Source organism: Priestia sp. HNGD-A6 (assembly GCF_045784335.1).
Classification (GTDB): domain Bacteria; phylum Bacillota; class Bacilli; order Bacillales; family Bacillaceae_H; genus Priestia; species Priestia zanthoxyli.
Window position 1 is genome coordinate 3,319,220 of the sequence record NZ_CP138621.1, and the last position, 17,925, is coordinate 3,337,144.

20 protein-coding genes are annotated in these 17,925 nt (G+C 38.2%); 19 read left to right on the top strand and 1 reads right to left on the bottom strand.

The window, feature by feature from the left end; translation table 11 throughout:
* Positions 1-53 precede the first annotated feature (53 nt).
* From SCI76_RS16910 to ssuD, 13 genes are all read left to right on the top strand, one after another.
* Positions 54-662: a succinate dehydrogenase cytochrome b558 subunit gene (locus tag SCI76_RS16910; RefSeq protein WP_028411754.1), complete on the top strand. Its 609-nt coding sequence runs from the start codon at positions 54-56 to the stop codon at positions 660-662.
* A gap of 29 nt (positions 663-691) precedes the next feature.
* A complete protein-coding gene (gene sdhA, locus SCI76_RS16915; RefSeq protein ID WP_013059399.1) occupies positions 692-2,479 on the top strand; it encodes a succinate dehydrogenase flavoprotein subunit in 1,788 nt (595 codons plus the stop codon).
* A 3-nt stretch (positions 2,480-2,482) separates the two neighbouring features.
* On the top strand, positions 2,483-3,256 hold the full coding sequence (gene sdhB, locus SCI76_RS16920) for a succinate dehydrogenase iron-sulfur subunit (protein ID WP_048019703.1): 774 nt from the start codon (positions 2,483-2,485) through the stop codon (positions 3,254-3,256).
* Between the two features lie 63 nt (positions 3,257-3,319).
* Positions 3,320-3,769, top strand: a complete 450-nt coding sequence (locus tag SCI76_RS16925; RefSeq protein WP_028411753.1) for a thioesterase family protein — start codon at positions 3,320-3,322, stop codon at positions 3,767-3,769.
* A 174-nt stretch (positions 3,770-3,943) separates the two neighbouring features.
* Complete coding sequence (gene gerE, locus SCI76_RS16930) at positions 3,944-4,168, top strand: spore germination transcription factor GerE (protein ID WP_013059396.1); 225 nt, start codon at positions 3,944-3,946, stop codon at positions 4,166-4,168.
* Positions 4,169-4,371: 203 nt separating this feature from the next.
* A complete protein-coding gene (locus tag SCI76_RS16935) occupies positions 4,372-4,698 on the top strand; it encodes a hypothetical protein (RefSeq protein ID WP_028411752.1) in 327 nt (108 codons plus the stop codon).
* 148 nt (positions 4,699-4,846) lie between these two features.
* Positions 4,847-5,347 (top strand): cation:proton antiporter regulatory subunit, encoded by a 501-nt coding sequence (locus tag SCI76_RS16940; RefSeq protein WP_013085158.1) that lies wholly within the window; start codon positions 4,847-4,849, stop codon positions 5,345-5,347.
* On the top strand, positions 5,348-6,562 hold the full coding sequence (locus SCI76_RS16945) for a cation:proton antiporter (protein ID WP_028411751.1): 1,215 nt from the start codon (positions 5,348-5,350) through the stop codon (positions 6,560-6,562).
* Between the two features lie 133 nt (positions 6,563-6,695).
* A complete protein-coding gene (locus SCI76_RS16950) occupies positions 6,696-7,493 on the top strand; it encodes an ABC transporter ATP-binding protein (protein WP_080754460.1) in 798 nt (265 codons plus the stop codon).
* Between the two features lie 33 nt (positions 7,494-7,526).
* Entirely contained in the window at positions 7,527-8,513 is a 987-nt protein-coding gene (locus SCI76_RS16955; RefSeq protein ID WP_028411749.1) for an aliphatic sulfonate ABC transporter substrate-binding protein, read from the top strand.
* A gap of 10 nt (positions 8,514-8,523) precedes the next feature.
* Positions 8,524-9,378, top strand: a complete 855-nt coding sequence (locus SCI76_RS16960; protein WP_033579636.1) for an ABC transporter permease — start codon at positions 8,524-8,526, stop codon at positions 9,376-9,378.
* A 69-nt stretch (positions 9,379-9,447) separates the two neighbouring features.
* Positions 9,448-10,002, top strand: a complete 555-nt coding sequence (gene ssuE / locus SCI76_RS16965; RefSeq protein WP_028411747.1) for an NADPH-dependent FMN reductase — start codon at positions 9,448-9,450, stop codon at positions 10,000-10,002.
* Positions 9,999-11,123, top strand: a complete 1,125-nt coding sequence (ssuD, locus tag SCI76_RS16970; RefSeq protein WP_033579638.1) for an FMNH2-dependent alkanesulfonate monooxygenase — start codon at positions 9,999-10,001, stop codon at positions 11,121-11,123. Before ssuE ends, ssuD begins: the two co-directional genes overlap by 4 nt.
* A gap of 66 nt (positions 11,124-11,189) precedes the next feature.
* Here the strand turns inward: ssuD and SCI76_RS16975 are convergent, their stop codons facing one another.
* The gene (locus SCI76_RS16975; RefSeq protein ID WP_013059387.1) at positions 11,190-11,396 is read right to left on the bottom strand and encodes a hypothetical protein; all 207 of its coding nucleotides are present in this window, start codon (positions 11,394-11,396) and stop codon (positions 11,190-11,192) included.
* Positions 11,397-11,634: 238 nt separating this feature from the next.
* On the opposite strand from SCI76_RS16975, the gene SCI76_RS16980 reads away from it, so the two are divergent.
* The 6 genes from SCI76_RS16980 to racE all read left to right on the top strand — a co-directional run bounded on the left by SCI76_RS16980 (position 11,635) and on the right by racE (position 17,905).
* Positions 11,635-13,653, top strand: a complete 2,019-nt coding sequence (locus SCI76_RS16980) for a penicillin-binding transpeptidase domain-containing protein (protein WP_047749796.1) — start codon at positions 11,635-11,637, stop codon at positions 13,651-13,653.
* A 442-nt stretch (positions 13,654-14,095) separates the two neighbouring features.
* Positions 14,096-14,728, top strand: coding sequence for a DUF47 domain-containing protein (locus SCI76_RS16985; RefSeq protein ID WP_029711160.1), 633 nt, complete (start codon positions 14,096-14,098; stop codon positions 14,726-14,728).
* 15 nt (positions 14,729-14,743) lie between these two features.
* Positions 14,744-15,742 (top strand): inorganic phosphate transporter, encoded by a 999-nt coding sequence (locus tag SCI76_RS16990; RefSeq protein ID WP_028411744.1) that lies wholly within the window; start codon positions 14,744-14,746, stop codon positions 15,740-15,742.
* Between the two features lie 113 nt (positions 15,743-15,855).
* Positions 15,856-16,470 carry a PH domain-containing protein gene (locus SCI76_RS16995; RefSeq protein ID WP_407544050.1) on the top strand — a complete coding sequence of 205 codons (615 nt, stop codon included), beginning with the start codon at positions 15,856-15,858 and terminating at the stop codon, positions 16,468-16,470.
* Positions 16,471-16,656: 186 nt separating this feature from the next.
* Complete coding sequence (locus SCI76_RS17000; protein WP_013059382.1) at positions 16,657-17,100, top strand: MarR family winged helix-turn-helix transcriptional regulator; 444 nt, start codon at positions 16,657-16,659, stop codon at positions 17,098-17,100.
* A gap of 10 nt (positions 17,101-17,110) precedes the next feature.
* On the top strand, positions 17,111-17,905 hold the full coding sequence (gene racE, locus SCI76_RS17005) for a glutamate racemase (protein ID WP_028411743.1): 795 nt from the start codon (positions 17,111-17,113) through the stop codon (positions 17,903-17,905).
* Positions 17,906-17,925 lie beyond the last annotated feature (20 nt).

Genomic DNA, 17,925 nt, shown 5'->3' on the forward strand with positions numbered 1-17,925 from the left:
GTAAGAAAGTTCTTCACAAACTATGTTCATTTAACTAAGGGGGGTCTACGCAGATGGCGGCAAACAGAGAGTTTCAATATCGGAGAATCCATTCACTACTTGGAGTAATACCAATCGGGATTTTCTTAACACAGCATTTAGTTGTGAATCATTTCGCGACAAAGGGAGAAGAATCATTTAATCAAGCAGCTCACTTCATGGAGAGCTTACCTTTCCGCTATGCTCTAGAAATTTTCATTATTTTCTTACCAATCGTTTTTCACGCAATATACGGTCTTTACATCGCATTTACTGCTAAAACAAACGTTAACAACTATGGATTTTTTCGTAACTGGATGTTTATCCTTCAGCGTGTTTCAGGTGTAATCACACTTATCTTCATCACATGGCACGTATGGGAAACCAGAATACAAGCTGCGCTTGGAAAAGAAGTAGATTTTCAAATGATGGAACGAATTTTAAGCAACCCAGCAATGTTTGCATTCTACATAGTTGGTGTTGTATCTACGATCTTCCACTTTGCAAACGGTCTATGGTCATTTGGAGTTAGCTGGGGGTTAACTGTAACACCACGTTCTCAAAGAATTTCAACTTATGTGACATTAGCAATCTTCTTAGCACTTACATTTGTAGGTGTTCGTACATTATTCGCATTTGCATAAAATTAAGGTTTTGAAGGAGTGGGGTTCCGATGAGTAACGGAAAAATCATCGTAGTCGGTGGCGGTTTAGCTGGCTTGATGGCAACAATAAAAATTGCTGAGTCTGGCAAGCAAGTAGATTTATTTTCACTAGTTCCGGTAAAAAGATCTCACTCAGTTTGCGCGCAAGGTGGAATCAACGGAGCCGTAAATACGAAAGGTGAAGGAGATTCACCATGGGAACACTTTGATGACACAGTGTATGGCGGAGACTTTTTAGCCAACCAGCCACCTGTAAAAGCAATGTGTGAAGCAGCTCCTGGTATTATTCACTTACTTGACCGTATGGGTGTTATGTTTAACCGTACTCCTGAGGGTTTGTTAGACTTCAGACGATTTGGCGGAACGCAGCATCACCGTACGGCTTTTGCTGGAGCAACAACGGGTCAACAGTTATTGTACGCATTAGATGAGCAGGTTCGTCGCTATGAAGTTGCCGGACTTGTGACAAAGTACGAAGGATGGGAATTCTTAGGTGCTGTTCTTGATGATGAGCGCAGCTGTCGCGGAATTTCTGCACAGAATTTAAAATCAATGGAAATTAAAACGTTCCCAGCTGATGCGGTTATTATGGCTACAGGTGGACCTGGTATTGTCTTTGGAAAATCGACGAACTCAGTTATTAATACAGGTTCAGCGGCATCTATCGTGTATCAGCAAGGTGCATACTATTCAAACGGAGAGTTTATTCAAATTCATCCAACTGCTATCCCGGGAGATGATAAGCTTCGTCTTATGAGTGAATCTGCTCGTGGAGAAGGCGGGCGCGTTTGGACATATAAAGACGGTAAACCTTGGTATTTCTTAGAGGAAAAATATCCGGCATACGGTAACTTAGTACCTCGTGATATTGCAACTCGTGAAATTTTTGACGTCTGCGTAGCGCAGAAGTTAGGAATTAACGGAGAGAACATGGTTTATCTGGACCTTTCACATAAAGATCCAAAAGAGCTAGACATTAAACTTGGAGGTATCATCGAAATCTATGAAAAATTCATGGGCGATGATCCGCGCAAAGTACCAATGAAGATTTTCCCAGCCGTACACTATTCAATGGGCGGTTTATGGGTGGATTACGATCAAATGACAAATATCCCTGGCTTGTTCGCAGCTGGTGAGTGTGATTATTCGCAGCACGGAGCGAACCGTTTAGGAGCAAACTCATTATTGTCAGCTATTTATGGCGGTATGGTTGCTGGTCCTAAAGCCGTTGAATACATCAATGGTTTAGAAAAGAGCGCAGATGCTATTTCTTCAAGCGTATATGATCGTCATGTGAAAGAAGAAGAAGAGAAATGGAACAATATCATGAATCTTCAAGGTACAGAAAATGCATACGTTCTTCATAAAGAGCTAGGGGAATGGATGACTGACAACGTGACAGTCGTACGATACAATGACAAACTGTTAAAAACAGATGAAAAGATTCAAGAATTAATTGAACGCTATGATCGTATTAACATTAATGACACGGCTAAATGGAGTAATCAAGCGGCAACATTTACTCGTCAGCTTCAAAACATGCTCCAGCTTTCACGTGTTGTAACGCTTGGAGCTTACAACCGTAACGAAAGTCGCGGTGCTCATTATAAGCCGGATTTCCCAGATCGTAACGATGAAGAATTCTTAAAAACAACAATGGCATCTTTCGTTGATAAGAAAACGGCTCCTTCTTTCCATTATGAAGAGGTAGACGTATCGTTAATCAAACCGCGTAAGCGCGACTACACAAAGAAAAAAGATGAAAAACCAAAAAAACAACAAGAGGGGGTTCGTTAATCAATGAGTGAACAACAAACAGTCCAAAAGACAGTGCGCTTCATTATTACACGTCAAGATTCAGCTGAATCTGCTCCTTACAATCAGGAGTTTGAAATTCCGTATCGTCCGAATATGAACGTTATTTCAGCACTGATGGAAATCAGACGTAACCCTGTTGATGCTTTAGGTAAAGAGGTTGCTCCGATAAACTGGGAAATGAACTGTTTAGAGGAAGTATGCGGAGCCTGTTCAATGGTTATCAACGGTAAACCTCGTCAGTCATGTACAGCTCTTGTTGATAAACTAGAACAGCCGATTCGCTTGCAGCCAATGAAAACATTCCCTGTTGTTCGTGACTTGCAGGTAGACCGCAGCCGTATGTTTGATTCACTGAAAAAAGTAAAAGCCTGGGTTCCGATCGATGGCACATACGATTTAGGACCAGGACCGCGTATGCCTGAAAAGAAACGTCAGTGGGCGTATGAGTTATCCAAGTGTATGACATGCGGCGTTTGCTTAGAAGCTTGTCCAAACGTAAACGACAAGTCAAACTTCATCGGTCCAGCACCGCTTTCTCAAGTTCGCTTGTTTAATGCCCATCCAACCGGTGCGTTAAATAAAGGAGAACGTTTAGAGACGATTATGGGTGATGGAGGGCTAGCGAACTGCGGGAACTCTCAAAACTGCGTTCAATCATGTCCAAAAGGAATTCCATTGACTACTTCAATCGCAGCTTTGAACCGCGACACAACAATTCAAGCATTCAGAAGTTTCTTTGGTAGCGATCAAGTATAACCACTCAAAACCTCTCCACGTGGAGAGGTTTTATTTTGTCTATGACGAATGGAGGAAATACAGATGAATAATATTTCGTATATTGAAGACATGGATCACTGGAAAGAGTCATTTTCGTTTAAGCAGAAAATCAAGGTAAGATTTTCGGAAACAGATATGTTTGGGCACTTAAATAATACGGTTCCTTTTGTTTATTTTGAACAAATACGTACGGAATTCTTTCACCATATTGGCTTTATGCAAAAGTGGACGAGTGAGTATGAGGGAACGATACCGGTGGTGGCTGATTTGCAGTGCGACTATGTCAAACAAGTGTATTTTGGCAACGTGCTAGCTGTTTTTGTAAAGGCCCATAAAATCGGACGTTCTTCGGTTGATTTACACTATATGATTCAAAATGAGCAAGGAGAGGTTGTACTCACGGGGAGAGGAACAATGGTGCAAATTTCTAAAGAAACAGGAAAAAGCGTGCCTTGGAATGAAGAGATGAAAAGGTGTTTATCGACTATATAAAAATGGCTTGAAGGCTCTTTCTTCAGGCTTTTTTTCTTTTTCAAAGGTAAAAAAGAGTTTTTTGCATATTTTTTCTAAAACTAGTAACCGCGTAGGCATACCGCACATAAGATATGTTGACTAAATTTACACCCATCCGATAGTTCAACTCAGGATCAGGCAAGGAGGGTTACATTGAAAGAAAAAGAGTTTCAACCTAAACCGCTACTTACAAAGCGTGAACGAGAAGTATTCGAGCTTTTAGTACAGGACAAAACAACAAAAGAAATCGCGAGTGAACTATTCATTAGCGAAAAAACAGTTCGAAATCATATTTCTAATGCGATGCAAAAGCTTGGAGTCAAGGGGCGTTCTCAAGCAGTCGTAGAACTCCTTCGAATGGGAGAACTTGAACTATAACATGAGCTGGCTTTCTTTTTAGAAAGCCAGCTTTTTGTATATTTTTTTAAGTATCGCATATGTATCTAAAAAGAATATCATTAAGAAAATATTATAAAAAAGGTAAATCTTTATAAAAGAAACTTATTGCTTGAAATTGAATTTCAGAGTACGTATACTTTTAAGTAAGGAGATACTACTTCAAAAGAAAGAGAGGTGAGATGATGAAAAATGTATGGTTAGGGGTATTATTATGCATGATATTCTGCTTGCCTTTTGCGAGTTTGCCAGATAAATTTATTGATAATGACTTTGAAAAAGTAAAGGTCACAAAAAGTTCGGTACAGCATTACACGGATATCGTGCACATGTCTCCAGGAGCTAAGCACAGCGTCAAACAAATAGGATCTCTAATACAAAGTGTGATAGTAACTTTTGCTTTAGTATGGGTGAGTACCAAGCTCATCATTCCGACGCATCAAATTGCGTATTTTTTCCTCAAGAAAACACTTTTTTATCCAAAAATCTTTCAATCAAGTTACCTCAATTAAATAAAAAAGGTTGAAATTTCAGCAGCCTTTTCTTCAAACCTAAAATTACCTACTATTCTTAGGCTTATTTGTCATGGGGATTTTCTATACAAATAATGCAATGAAAATTTAATATTCTTCTTAAAAATTTTATAGGAGTGATCATTCAATGATGATTAAAGAAACGGAATTACCAGGAATCGGCCGTAAATTTGAAATTGAGACAAGCGGAGGAAACCGTGTGGTCGTTATTATTCATGATGATGGACGACGTGAAATCTACCACTTCGATCAAAAAGATTTAGAAGAAAGCATTTTTGACATTACGTTAACAGATACGGAATCAAGACAGCTAGCTGCAATTTTAGGCGGCATGATTTACAAGCCAAAAGCAATGGAAACCATTGAAGTGGCATTCAATGACTTAGTGATTGAATGGTACAAAGTTGAAAAACAGGCGAAAGCTCACAGTAAAACAATTGGCGAAATTGACGTTCGCAGCAACTATGATGTCACAATCATCGCTGTCATTAAAAACACGCAAAAAAAATTATCCACCCCAGGACCAGATACGTTAATTGAAGAAGGAGATACGCTTGTCATCTCTGGTGAAAGAGGAAATTTAAAAACGCTCATTAAAGAATTGCTTTCACAAGGAGGTAGTTCATAATTGGATCATTTAGTATTTGAAGTTGGGACAGCTTTGTTACTAGTCGCTTTAGCGGCTATACTAGCACATAAATTTAAATTTACGATTATTCCATTCCTCATTCTGCTGGGCATGGCGGTTGGTCCCCATGCTCCTGAGTTTGGCTCATTCAGTTTAAAGTTTATTGAAAGCCAAGAGATTATTGAATTTATGGGGAGAATTGGAGTTCTCTTTTTACTCTTTTATTTAGGGTTAGAATTTTCAGTTGGAAAGTTAATTAAATCAGGTAAGTCCATCGCGGTGGGAGGATCTATTTATATTTTAATTAACTTTACCTTAGGATTATTGTATGGATACCTGACAGGAAATCCTCTTCTTGAAGTGCTGATTATCGCTGGAATTATTACGATTTCGTCCAGCGCAATTGTCGCAAAAGTATTGGTTGATTTAAAACGAACGGCAAATCCAGAAACGGAATTGATATTAGGGATCATCATGTTTGAAGATATTTTCTTAGCGGTTTATCTTTCTGTCGTTTCAGGGTTGGTGCTTGGAGACCACGGATCGCTTGCTGGATCTTTAACATCTATTTTAATTGCGTTTGGCTATATGATGCTGTTCTTTATCATTGCTCGAAAAGCTACGCCTCTACTAAATAAACTTTTAAATATTTCATCGAATGAAATCTTTATAATCGTCGTTTTTGCGGTATTGTTTTTTGTGGCAGGCTTCTCAGAAACAATTCACGTGGCAGAAGCAATTGGAGCCTTATTGCTTGGACTTGTATTTTCTGAAACAGAACATCGCGATCGGATTGAACATCTTGTCGTACCGTTTCGTGATTTCTTTGGAGCCATCTTTTTCTTCAGCTTCGGATTAAGTATTGATCCTCTCACGCTCTGGGATGCAGGCTGGCTTGCCCTTGGAGCAGTTGCGCTTACGATTATTGGTAACTTTACAGCCGGTATGATTTCAGGAAGAAAAAGCGGGCTGTCACACAAGGCTTCTACCAATATTGGATTAACAATCATGTCACGAGGTGAGTTTTCAATCATTATGGCTAACATCGGAATTGAAGGAGGATTATCGGCCATCCTTCAGCCATTCGCTGCGCTTTATGTATTGATTTTAGCTATTATTGGTCCTTTGTTAACGAAGGAGTCTAAGCATATATACGGATTTTTAAACTCAATATTTAAATGGAAAAAACCAAATCCTCAAGAATCTAATGGATAAAATATATAAAACACAGTTGACAAATCGGATTAATATGATAAAATTCAAAATAATCCAATAACAAATCAGTTAACTATAGCAACGGGCTGATCGGTCAACCGAAAGCTCCTACCTTTTTTAGGTAGGAGCTTTTATGTTTTTAGGTGAAATAGCTTTTGATTTAAAAATTCAAGGAGGAGGAATTGCTGTGAGTGTCGTGATTCAATCGGTTAACCGCTCATTTCAAAAAGGAGAACAAGTAACTCAAGCATTGCGAAATGTAAATCTTACGATTAATAAAGGTGAATTTATTACCATTATTGGTCCGAGCGGATGCGGAAAAAGTACGCTGCTTAAAATGATCGCTGGACTTGATATAGATTATGAAGGGCGCATTGAAATCAACGGGAAGCACATAGCCGGACCTAGCATTAAACAAGGAATGATCTTTCAAGAACACCGCTTGTTCCCGTGGCTTAATGTGGAGCAAAATATAGCGGCTGACTTATCGCTGAAAGATTCGAACGTTCGGCGCCGCGTAGATGAGCTAATTGATATTGTCAGGCTGAAAGGATTTGAAAAAGCTTATCCTCGAGAACTATCTGGGGGGATGTCTCAACGAGTTGCGATTGCGCGTGCTCTTTTAAGAAATCCCGAGGTTTTATTGTTAGATGAACCGTTTGGTGCGTTGGATGCTTTTACTCGCACTCATCTGCAAGATGTGCTGTTAGACATATGGAAAAAAGAAAAAACAACCATGATTTTTGTTACCCACGATTTAGATGAATCCATTTACTTAGGAACTAAAATTGTGATTATGAGTGCCAGACCAGGAGAAATTAGTCGGGTTGTTCCAGTAGAAATTAGTCATCCGCGAAAAAAGACAGAACTACCTTTTCAGCAGCTAAGGCAGCAAGTGCTGAAAGAATTTGAAGAAGCAGGAGAACATTAAAGATTCAATCAGACAGAGAAGGAGACAGAACAGATGAAAAAGCTACTTTTAACTGCAGCTATTGTACTTGTTCTCGCATTGGCTGGGTGCGGGACGAAAGAAAAAGCGAGCGGCGAAGATTCGAAAAACGTTACGATCAATATTGGCATTCAACAAAGCCTAGGACCTTTAATGCTGGCACAAAACCAAAAATGGTTTGAAAAAGAATTTAAAAAAATAGGTGTAAACGTTAAATGGACAGAGTTTCAAAGCGGTCCTCCGCAATTTGAAGGGTTAGCATCTGGACACTTGGATTTCGGCCAAGTTGGAAACTCACCGGTTATTTCTGGTCAAGGGGCAGATATTCCATTTTTAGAAATTGCTAATTCGAGCGACGGATTAAAAGGAAATGCTATTTTAGTAGGAAAAAACAGCAAGATTAAAAGCGTAAAAGATTTAAAAGGTAAAAAGATTGCGGTTGCGAAAGGCAGCAGCGGTTTTAACTTATTGTACAGAGCTCTTGATCAAAATGGGTTGAAGCCAAGTGACGTAAAGATTATTCAGCTTCAGCCAGACGAAGCTCAGCCAGCATTTGAAAATGGGTCAGTGGATGCATGGTCAATTTGGGAACCGTTTATCTCCCTGCAAAACTTAAAAAATGAAGCTCGTATTTTAGCAGACGGCGATTCGTTAAAGGTTGCTTCACCAGGCTTTACTATTGTAAGAGAAGGCTTTGCAAAAGATCATCCAGAGTTAGTCGTTAAGTTTTTACAAGTTTATCAAAAAGCACTTGAATGGCAAAACGAACATTTTGAAGAATCTGTGGATATTCTAGCAAAACAAAAAAATCTAGATAAAGATGTAGTAAGACAAGTGTTAAAAAATAATCCTGCCTATAATCGCCCAACCTCTAAAGAAATTATTGCAGAACAACAGCGAACAGCTGATTTTCAACAATCTTTAGGCGTTATTAAAAAGAAAATTGATACGGGAGATGTCGTTGATAATTCATTTATTGAAAAAGCATTAAAAGAAAAATGAGGTGATGAAAATGAGTAAAACATCCGTGGTTTCAGGACATGTCCAGTCTTCAGCAGCTCACTTGCAACAAGTGAAAAAAAGAAAGGAAGAAGCGAAAAATAAGCAGGGAATTTTCCTTCGTTCTCTCGTCGTGCCAATTTTGCTTATCGTCGTGTGGCAAATCATTGGTTCTGCAGGCTATGTATCTAAAACCGTTCTTCCTACACCTGTTGATATTGTACTTTCTTTCAAACAGCTCATCGTATCGGGAGAACTCGGAGCTAATCTTCAAATCAGTATTTTACGTGCTGCCATAGGTTTTGCCGTTGGAGCTGGTCTAGGTTTACTATTTGGTATTATTGTCGGTTTCTCAAAGAAAACGGAGCACTATATGGATCCATCCATTCAAATGCTTAGAACTGTTCCTCACCTTGCCTTGGCTCCTTTATTTATCTTATGGTTTGGCTTTGGGGAAATTTCAAAGATATTGCTAATTGCAAACGGTGCGTTTTTCCCAATCTATGTTAATACGTATTTAGGCATTCGCGGCGTTGATTCGAAATTATTTGATGTTGCGCGTGTTCTGCAATTTAGTAAATGGAAACAAATCACGAAACTCATTTTACCAGCCGCTCTTCCTAATATTTTACTTGGTGTCCGATTGTCTTTAGGTATTGCATGGCTCGGACTGGTAGTAGCTGAATTGATGGGAGCAAGTGAAGGTGTAGGATATATGATTATGGATGCTAGGCAGTTTTCTCAAACAGATGTAGTTTTTGTCGGAATTATCATTTTTGCTGTTGTAGGCAAATTAACTGATTCATTTGTCCGAGTATTAGAAAAGCGTCTTCTTAAATGGAGAGACAGCTACGCAGGTGAAAAATAAAAGAAGGATTTATATATTTATTAATCCTTGTAAATCTATCAGTTTTATAAGTTAAAAGGAGAGATGATAATGAGTCAGTTTACAATTATTACGGGAAGCCCTTCAAAACAATCAAGGTCAGCTGCTTTAAGTGAGTATATTGCAGCATATCTGCAAAATGAAAAACATGAAGTAAAAACCGTGCATGTCCGCGATCTACCAGCTGAAGACTTACTATATGCTAACTTTTCTAGCCCTGCGATTCAAGAAGCTCAAAAGAAAGTGGCAGATGCTGATGCCGTTATTATTGTCAGCCCAATCTATAAAGCTAGCTACACAGGAATCTTAAAAACATTTTTAGATTTAATACCTGAAAAAGGTTTGCACAATAAAACCGTGCTGCCGATAGCTACAGGGGGAACCATTGCTCATCTACTGGCTCTTGATTATGTATTTAAGCCGACATTATCCGTTTTAGGAGCTACTGCTCTTATTCATGGAGTTTATATTGTTGATTCTGAGGTGGCCTATACGAAAGAAAATGAAATTGAGTTTATTGCGGAAGAAGCAGAAGCGAGAATTAAACGTTCATTAAAAGAGCTTGAATATCATCTAGAACAAACGAAAAGGAGTGTTGAATCATGAAAATGTTATGGTTTATTCCTTCCCATGGAGATGGAAGATATCTAGGGACAAATCGAGGAGGTCGTTCAGCAGACTATTCATATTTTCGGCAAGTTGCTCAAGCAGCTGACCGGTTAGGATTTGAAGGAGTTCTGATTCCAACGGGGAAATCATGCGAAGACCCGTGGCTATTGGCTGCTTCACTTATACCTGAAACAGAGCGTTTGAAATTTTTAGTAGCTGTACGTCCGGGCATTATGGCTCCTTCCGTGGCAGCGCGCATGACTTCGACTCTTGATCGAATTTCAAACGGTCGTTTACTAGTTAACGTAGTAGCAGGAGGAGATCCAGCAGAATTAGCCGGAGACGGCCTTTTCTTATCACATGATGAACGTTATGAAGCTGCGGATGAATTTTTAGATGTGTGGAAAGGGTTATTGGCTGGAGATACGGTTAATTATGAAGGAAAACATATTCATGTAGAGAACAGTGAGCTGTTGTATCCACCTGTTCAAAAACCTTCTCCACCTATTTATTTTGGCGGATCTTCACCCGCAGGACAAAAAGTTGCAGCAAAACATTCTGACGTGTATTTAACGTGGGGAGAGCCTCCTGAACAAGTAAGAGAAAAAATAACGGCTGTGAGAAAGCAAGCAGAAGCAGAAGGCAGAACCGTTAAGTTTGGGATTCGTTTGCATATTATTGTACGGGAAACGGAAGAAGAAGCTTGGGAAGCAGCCGATCGATTAATTCAGCATTTGGACGACGACACAATTCAAGCTGCACAGCGTACTTTTGCAAGGTATGACTCAGTTGGGCAGCAGCGAATGGCGAGCCTTCATAGAGGAACCCGAGAGGAACTTACGATTAGCCCTAACTTATGGGCAGGTGTGGGGCTCGTCCGGGGAGGTGCAGGAACTGCCCTGGTAGGCAGTGCTGAAAATATAGCGAAACGAATAAAAGAATATGAAGCTTTAGGAATTGAATCTTTTATTTTATCAGGCTATCCGCATTTAGAAGAAGCTTATCACGTAGGAGAGTTATTGTTCCCGCTTTTAAATATTGATGAGGGTGAAGGAAAGAGTGAAAGCATCGGTGAGATTATTGCAAACGATAGGTTTCCAAAAGCTTCAACCTCGTAAAAGAAGAACCGGTGAAAAATTCACCGGTTCTTCTTTTACATTCATCTCAGCCGAGAGACGAGTCCGTTAAATTGTTGGTTTTGGTTTTTCAGGTGCAGCTTGTTTATCTTTTCGACTTTCTTGAATATATACTTTAAAGAGAAAAATATTTAAACAGCCCAGTGTGAGGAATAACGGTGCAAAATAATATTCTTGAGACATAAGTAGGACGAAAACGCTTCCAAAACAGAACAGAGAACTAAACATAAAGTAAAACTGTAAGAATCTTCTCATTTTAGTCGCCTCCTATTCTTTTTCTTCTTACACTTATTATATCAAATACTTTCCAAAAAAGACACAAAATATTCACAAAATGTTCAATTTTTTTCTTATTTACCTATTGATTTTTTTGTCGATATGTAAATTAAGTGGGTTGTAATACCAATTAATTCCTGGATGTAACTTTCTAATGGAAAGTTTATGTAAAATTTTATATGATAGAAATGGTATTGAAAAAAGGGGGAAAATCATCATGAGACGAATTGGGTGGCTATTTTTTACTATGGCAATTCTCTTACTCATAACTGCCGGTTGCTCAAATGATCAACAGAAAGCACAGGATCGATTTGATAAATATGTAGCCATGTGGAATAAAGAAGATTTTGAAGGTATGTATGGATACTTGTCTAAAGATGCTAAAAAGACGATTTCAGAAAAAGACTTTGTAAATCGATATAAAAATATCTATGATGCAATTGAAGCGGACAAGCTTAAAGTGAAGGCAAGTAAAATAGAAGACTTAGAAATAAAAGACCATAAAGCTGTTTTACCTTTTGAAGTAAACATGAACTCTGTAGCCGGTGAAATCTCATTTAAAGAAAATGCTGCTGTGGTTCAAGAAAAACAAGGGGATACAGAGAATTGGTATATTAATTGGAAGCCTAATATGATTTTTAAAGGACTTGAGCAAGGAGAGCAAGTAAGAGTAGCTACTCAGTCAGCTGTGCGTGGAGAAATTATGGATCGTTCAGGGAAATATTTAGCTCAAAACGGAGAAGCGATTCAAGTTGGAGTTGTTCCCCAGCAGTTTTCTAAAGGCGGCGAGCAAGCGATACGACAATTAAGCAAGACTCTTGCTCTTTCAGAAAAAAGTATTAATCAAGCACTGAGCGCTTCTTGGGTGAAAGAGAATCAATTTGTTCCTATTAAAACAGTTAGTCAAAAAGACGCCTCTAATTTAGAGAATTCTTTGAAAAAAGTAGAAGGCATTCAACAAAAAAAGGTGAATGCGCGCGTATATCCTTGTGAAGAAGCGTGTGCTCATTTAGTTGGATACGTTGCGCCTGTCACAGCTGAATATTTAAAAGAGCATAAAGATGAAGGTTATAATGCTCAGTCTAAAGCTGGAATGATTGGCTTAGAATCTTTGTATGAAGATAAGCTTCGTGCTCGAGACGGCGTCACGATTTATACTGTAGATAAAGATGGTAATAAAAAGAATGAAATTGCAAAAGTGAATCCAAAAGACGGGGAAAGCATTCAGGTTACGGTAGACACGAATGTTCAAAAATCCCTTTATGAACAGTTAAAAGATGAAAAAGGAGTAGCTACTGCTCTTCAACCTAAAACGGGAGAAATATTAGGTCTTGTAAGCACGCCAGCTTTTGATCCAAATTCTTTTTCTTTTGGAATCGATGCTAATACGTATCAATCCCTTTCAACGAATCCTAATAAGCCGTTAATGAATCGTTTTACCAAAACGTATTCTCCGGGATCTACATTTAAGTTAGTCACCGGAGCTTTAGCGGTTGATGAAGACGTGCTAAATCCAAATGAAAGTATATCAATCAGCGGGAAGAAATGGCAGAAAGATAAAAGCTGGGGAAATTTCTACGTAACACGAGTGGGCAGCAAACCGAATGTTAATTTACGTGATGCTTATGTTACATCTGATAATATTTATTTTGCGCAGACTGCTTTGAAGCTAGGTTTAGACAAATTTAACAGTGGTTTAAAACAGTTTGGGTTTAATCAAAAATTGCCTGTTAATTATCCTTTTGAAACGTCTAAAATTGCAGGTGATCAAGATATTAAAGATGAGGGAGTATTAGCAAACTCTGGCTATGGCCAGGGGAAACTGCAAGTGAATCCTCTCCACTTGGCATTGATGTATACATCGATTGTAAACGATGGAAACATAGTAAAGCCTATTCTTATGAACGGTGATGAGAGTGGAATATGGAAAAAACAAGTAATATCTAAAGAAACGGCGCAATTAATTCAAAATGATTTAGTTGATGTCATTGAAGATAAAAACGGTACGGGTCATGCAGCAAAGATAGATGGGTTAACCCTGGCTGGAAAAACGGGAACAGCAGAGCTAAAGAAAACTCAAGGTGAAAAAGGGCAGGAAAACGGATGGTTTGTAGCTGTGGACACAAAACAGAAAAACTTACTCGTTTCAATGATGGTTGAAGGGGTAGAGGATAAAGGCGGAAGTCATTACGTCGTGCCGAAAGTAAAAAATGTATTTCAGCAATATAATAAGTAAATAATAAAAGCCAGTTCTAAAAGAGCTGGCTTTTATTATTTACACAAGGGGAGTAATGTTAAGTTTTTGTAAATCCCAATTTTATACAAACTCTGAAAACCCTTATTTTAAAAGGAATCAACGTATTATTGTTAATGTATTGTAAAGAAGCCTAAAAAAATGTGTTTGAAAAGTTATTGACAATTAACAATAATAGGAGTAATTTTTGACTTGGCGTAAAAAAATGAATCGCATAACCTATAGGTGAAAGAACCACATTTTGGGACTTTTGCTCTGGTAAACGTTTGTTTTTTTAGAATTTTTTGATACACAAGAGAGGTGGTTTCTCTCGTTATAGTAATGAACAGCTAGGTTTTATCCATTACTTTAAATGAAAAAAGAAACTAGAACACATATAAAAAGATAGAGAGAAAAAACGAGTGGTAAAGTTTCGATAAATTGGATGGAGGATTGCAACGTGATCAAAAGAAAAAAAGACAAGTTTTCTGAAATGTTAATGGACATTGCCCAAAATATTAAGGACTCAGCGGAGTTTTTAGGCAGCTTTGAACTTCAAAATGTATCTGACCTAAAGGAATTTGCCAACGTTTTAAAAGCGTATGAATCAAAAGGTGATAAATACGTGCATACAGTGATTACTGAGTTGAACAAAGCATTTATTACTCCAATTGAGCGTGAAGATATTTTACAGCTAGCGATGAGCATGGATGATGTACTTGATGGCATCGACAGCTTTGCTGCTTTAATGGAAATTCATTCAATTACGACATTTGATGAATATGTAGCTGAATTTGTTAAAAATATTCAAGGCTGTGCTGAAGAAATTTTAATTACTATTAATTTGTTGTCTGAGAAAAAGCTTCTTCAAATTAGTGAGCATGCAATTAAAATTAAAGAGTATGAGTCACATTGTGATACATTATATCGTCGTGCACTAAAACAATTATTTGCAACATGTAAAGATCCAATTAAAGTTATTCAATATAAAGAAATTTATGAAACGCTAGAAGAAATCGCGGATTATTGTCAAACGGTTGCGAACAACTTAGAATCAGTTATTATGAAGAATGCGTAACGGGGCTATAGTATAATGGATTCAATGCTAATATTAACCATTCTAATTGTAGTTGGTGCACTTGGTTTTGACTTTATCAACGGATTTCACGATACAGCTAATGCCATTGCGACTTCTGTTTCAACCAAAGCTTTAAAACCGCGACATGCAATTCTTTTAGCCGCAACCATGAACTTTGTCGGGGCTATGACGTTTACGGGCGTAGCCAAAACGATTACAAAGGATATCGTTGATCCTTATACGCTTCAAAATGGTTCTGTCGTTATTTTAGCAGCATTAATTTCTGCTATCGCGTGGAACCTAATCACATGGTATTTCGGTATCCCGAGTAGTTCTTCTCATGCAATTATTGGATCGATTGCAGGAGCAGCTATTGCAGCTGCTGGATTTGGTGCTTTAAATTACAAAGGTTTCATCAAAATCATTGAAGCCCTTCTAATTTCACCAGTTCTAGCCTTTGTAGTAGGTTATATTGTCTATACGATTATCAAGCTAACGTTTAAAAACCATAACTTGACGAAAACGAATAAGCGTTTTCGCCGCGTTCAAATCCTGACTGCAGCTCTACAATCTTACACACACGGTACGAATGATGCGCAAAAAGCAATGGGTATCATTACGCTAGCGCTTATTGCTAACAATATGCAAAGCGGTACTGAGATTCAGTGGTGGGTACAGCTGGCTTGTGCAGTCGCAATGGGGCTTGGAACGTCAATTGGTGGATGGAAAATCATTAAAACCGTTGGCGGTAAAATTATGAAAATTCGTCCTGTTAATGGAGTAGCTGCGGACTTAACGGGTGCTGCCATTATCTTTGGAGCAACATTTATTCATCTACCTGTCAGTACTACTCATGTTATTTCATCTTCTATCTTAGGTGTAGGTTCTGCTCACCGAGTGAAAGGTGTAAAATGGGGAACTGCACAGCGCATGGTGATTACATGGGTTATCACATTGCCAATTTCAGCTTCATTAGCTGCACTTATCTATATGATTTTAAATTTGTTCTTTTAATAAATGGGGAGCTTCTTTTAAAGAAGCTCCTTTTTTTATTTACACCCCCTCATTTGCACAGTACACTTAAAACATGAAAATAACACAATCGTTTTTAAAAGGGAGATGGGGAAATGTTTGGAAAAGTAGCTGCTGATGTATTGGGGCTAAGTGATATTGGTTCTGTTATTAAGCCAGTTGATTATAACAAGGTAGATGCAGACGATTACGTTATGCATGAAGAACAAGAAAAAATTTATTTTCTAATCAAATCAAAGTCAGATGAATATTGCTTTACCAATAAAGCGCTCATTCACCTTGATGGAACAAGTGCTACAAGTAAAAAGCGAATGCTTCGCCGCTATAACTACAGCACAAATCACATTTCAAACGTAATGCTAGAAACGGCTGGAACTGTCGATTTAGATGTGGAAATTAAATTTAAAATTGGCTCGGAAACTTTTTCTATCGATGTACACAAAAAGCATATAGAAGAGGTAAAAGATTTATATAAAGCGCTGTTTAAAATGTCTGAAATAACGCGTGAAAATGAAATTGCGCTCGATTTTGCTAAACAAAGCATTCAGCTAGCTTCTTCTACGCTAAGCAGTACAAGAAATACAAGTGGAAGTGTTGCTGGTGAATTTAAAGAAATTAACGAAGCCGCGTTTTCTTGGTTATTAGATAAAAAAACAGCCTACACAACAAAAGATTTCAGCTCAGTTTTCGAGCTGTATATCAATAATTAATAGAAACAGCTGCTCCTTTTATGGAGCAGCTGTTTTTTAATGCTGAACGTTGTAGAATCCTCATGTTAACCTTGAAAAATCACCGAAAAAAGAGCACAATATAAAATAGAAAAGAGAAACAATAGAGACGGGTTTAACTGAAAGAAATAATAGAAAATAAGACTTATAGGTGGAAAGGATTACGGTATGACAGCAAAAAATAATGAGGATACAGTGGCAGAATTAGAAAAGTCACTTCGACATATTGCAGCTATTGTGAAGCAAAAAGGAAGAGAAATTTTAGAAGACTATACGATTACGCCACCTCAGTTTATTGCTTTGCAGTGGCTGTTTGAACGTGGAGATATGACGATTGGCGATTTATCAAATCGGATTTTTCTCGCTTGTAGTACAACGACAGATTTAGTAGATCGTATGGAAAAAAATAAGTTGGTGGTTCGGGTCAAAGATCCGAAAGACCGCCGCGTAGTGCGTATTCATTTGCTTCCTGAAGGAGCACGTGTTATCGAAGAAGTAATTGAAAAGCGACAAACGTATTTAAATGGCGTACTGGCAAACTTCTCTCCTAGTGAAACAGAAGTTTTACGAGTAACGTTACGAAAATTACATGATGAAATGAAAGAAAAATGAGGCGATTGTTTTGAGTAGACCAATTGGTGTTATAGATTCAGGTGTGGGCGGATTAACGGTAGCAAAGGAAATTATGAGACAGCTTCCGAAAGAACAAATTATGTACATTGGAGATACAGCCCGCTGCCCATACGGTCCTCGTCCCAGTGAAGAAGTACGAGCTTTCACATGGGAGATGACTAATTATTTAGTAGATAAAGATATTAAAATGCTTGTTATTGCGTGCAACACGGCTACGGCAGTTGTACTAGATGAAATTCAAGAACAGCTCGATATTCCGGTTATAGGCGTCATTGAACCAGGATCACGAGCTGCGCTTAAAGTAACTAAAAATCATAAAATAGGCGTAATCGGCACAAACGGAACCGTTAAAAGCCAAGCCTATACACATGCACTCCGCGCTCTTCATACGAGAGTGGAAGTGGAAAATTTAGCATGCCCTTTGTTTGTACCTCTTGTAGAGAGCGGTAATTATGAAGGACCGGAAGCGCAGCGAATTGTAAAAGAAACATTAAAACCTTTTTATCATACAGATATGGATACCCTTATTTTAGGATGTACGCATTATCCGTTGTTAAAGCCAGTTATTCAAGAAGCAATTGGACCTCGAGTTCAGTTAATTAGTTCTGGTGAAGAAACGGCAATAGAGGTAAGTGCCATTCTTTCTTATAGCAATTTACTAGCTCCTAGAAGCATGGAGCCCGAACACTACTTCTATACAACAGGCTCAACAGAACTGTTTCAATCTATTGCATCTAAATGGTTTGAACACCCTGTATATAATGTTGAGCATATCAAACTTTAAAACCGAGCATATTAAGCTCG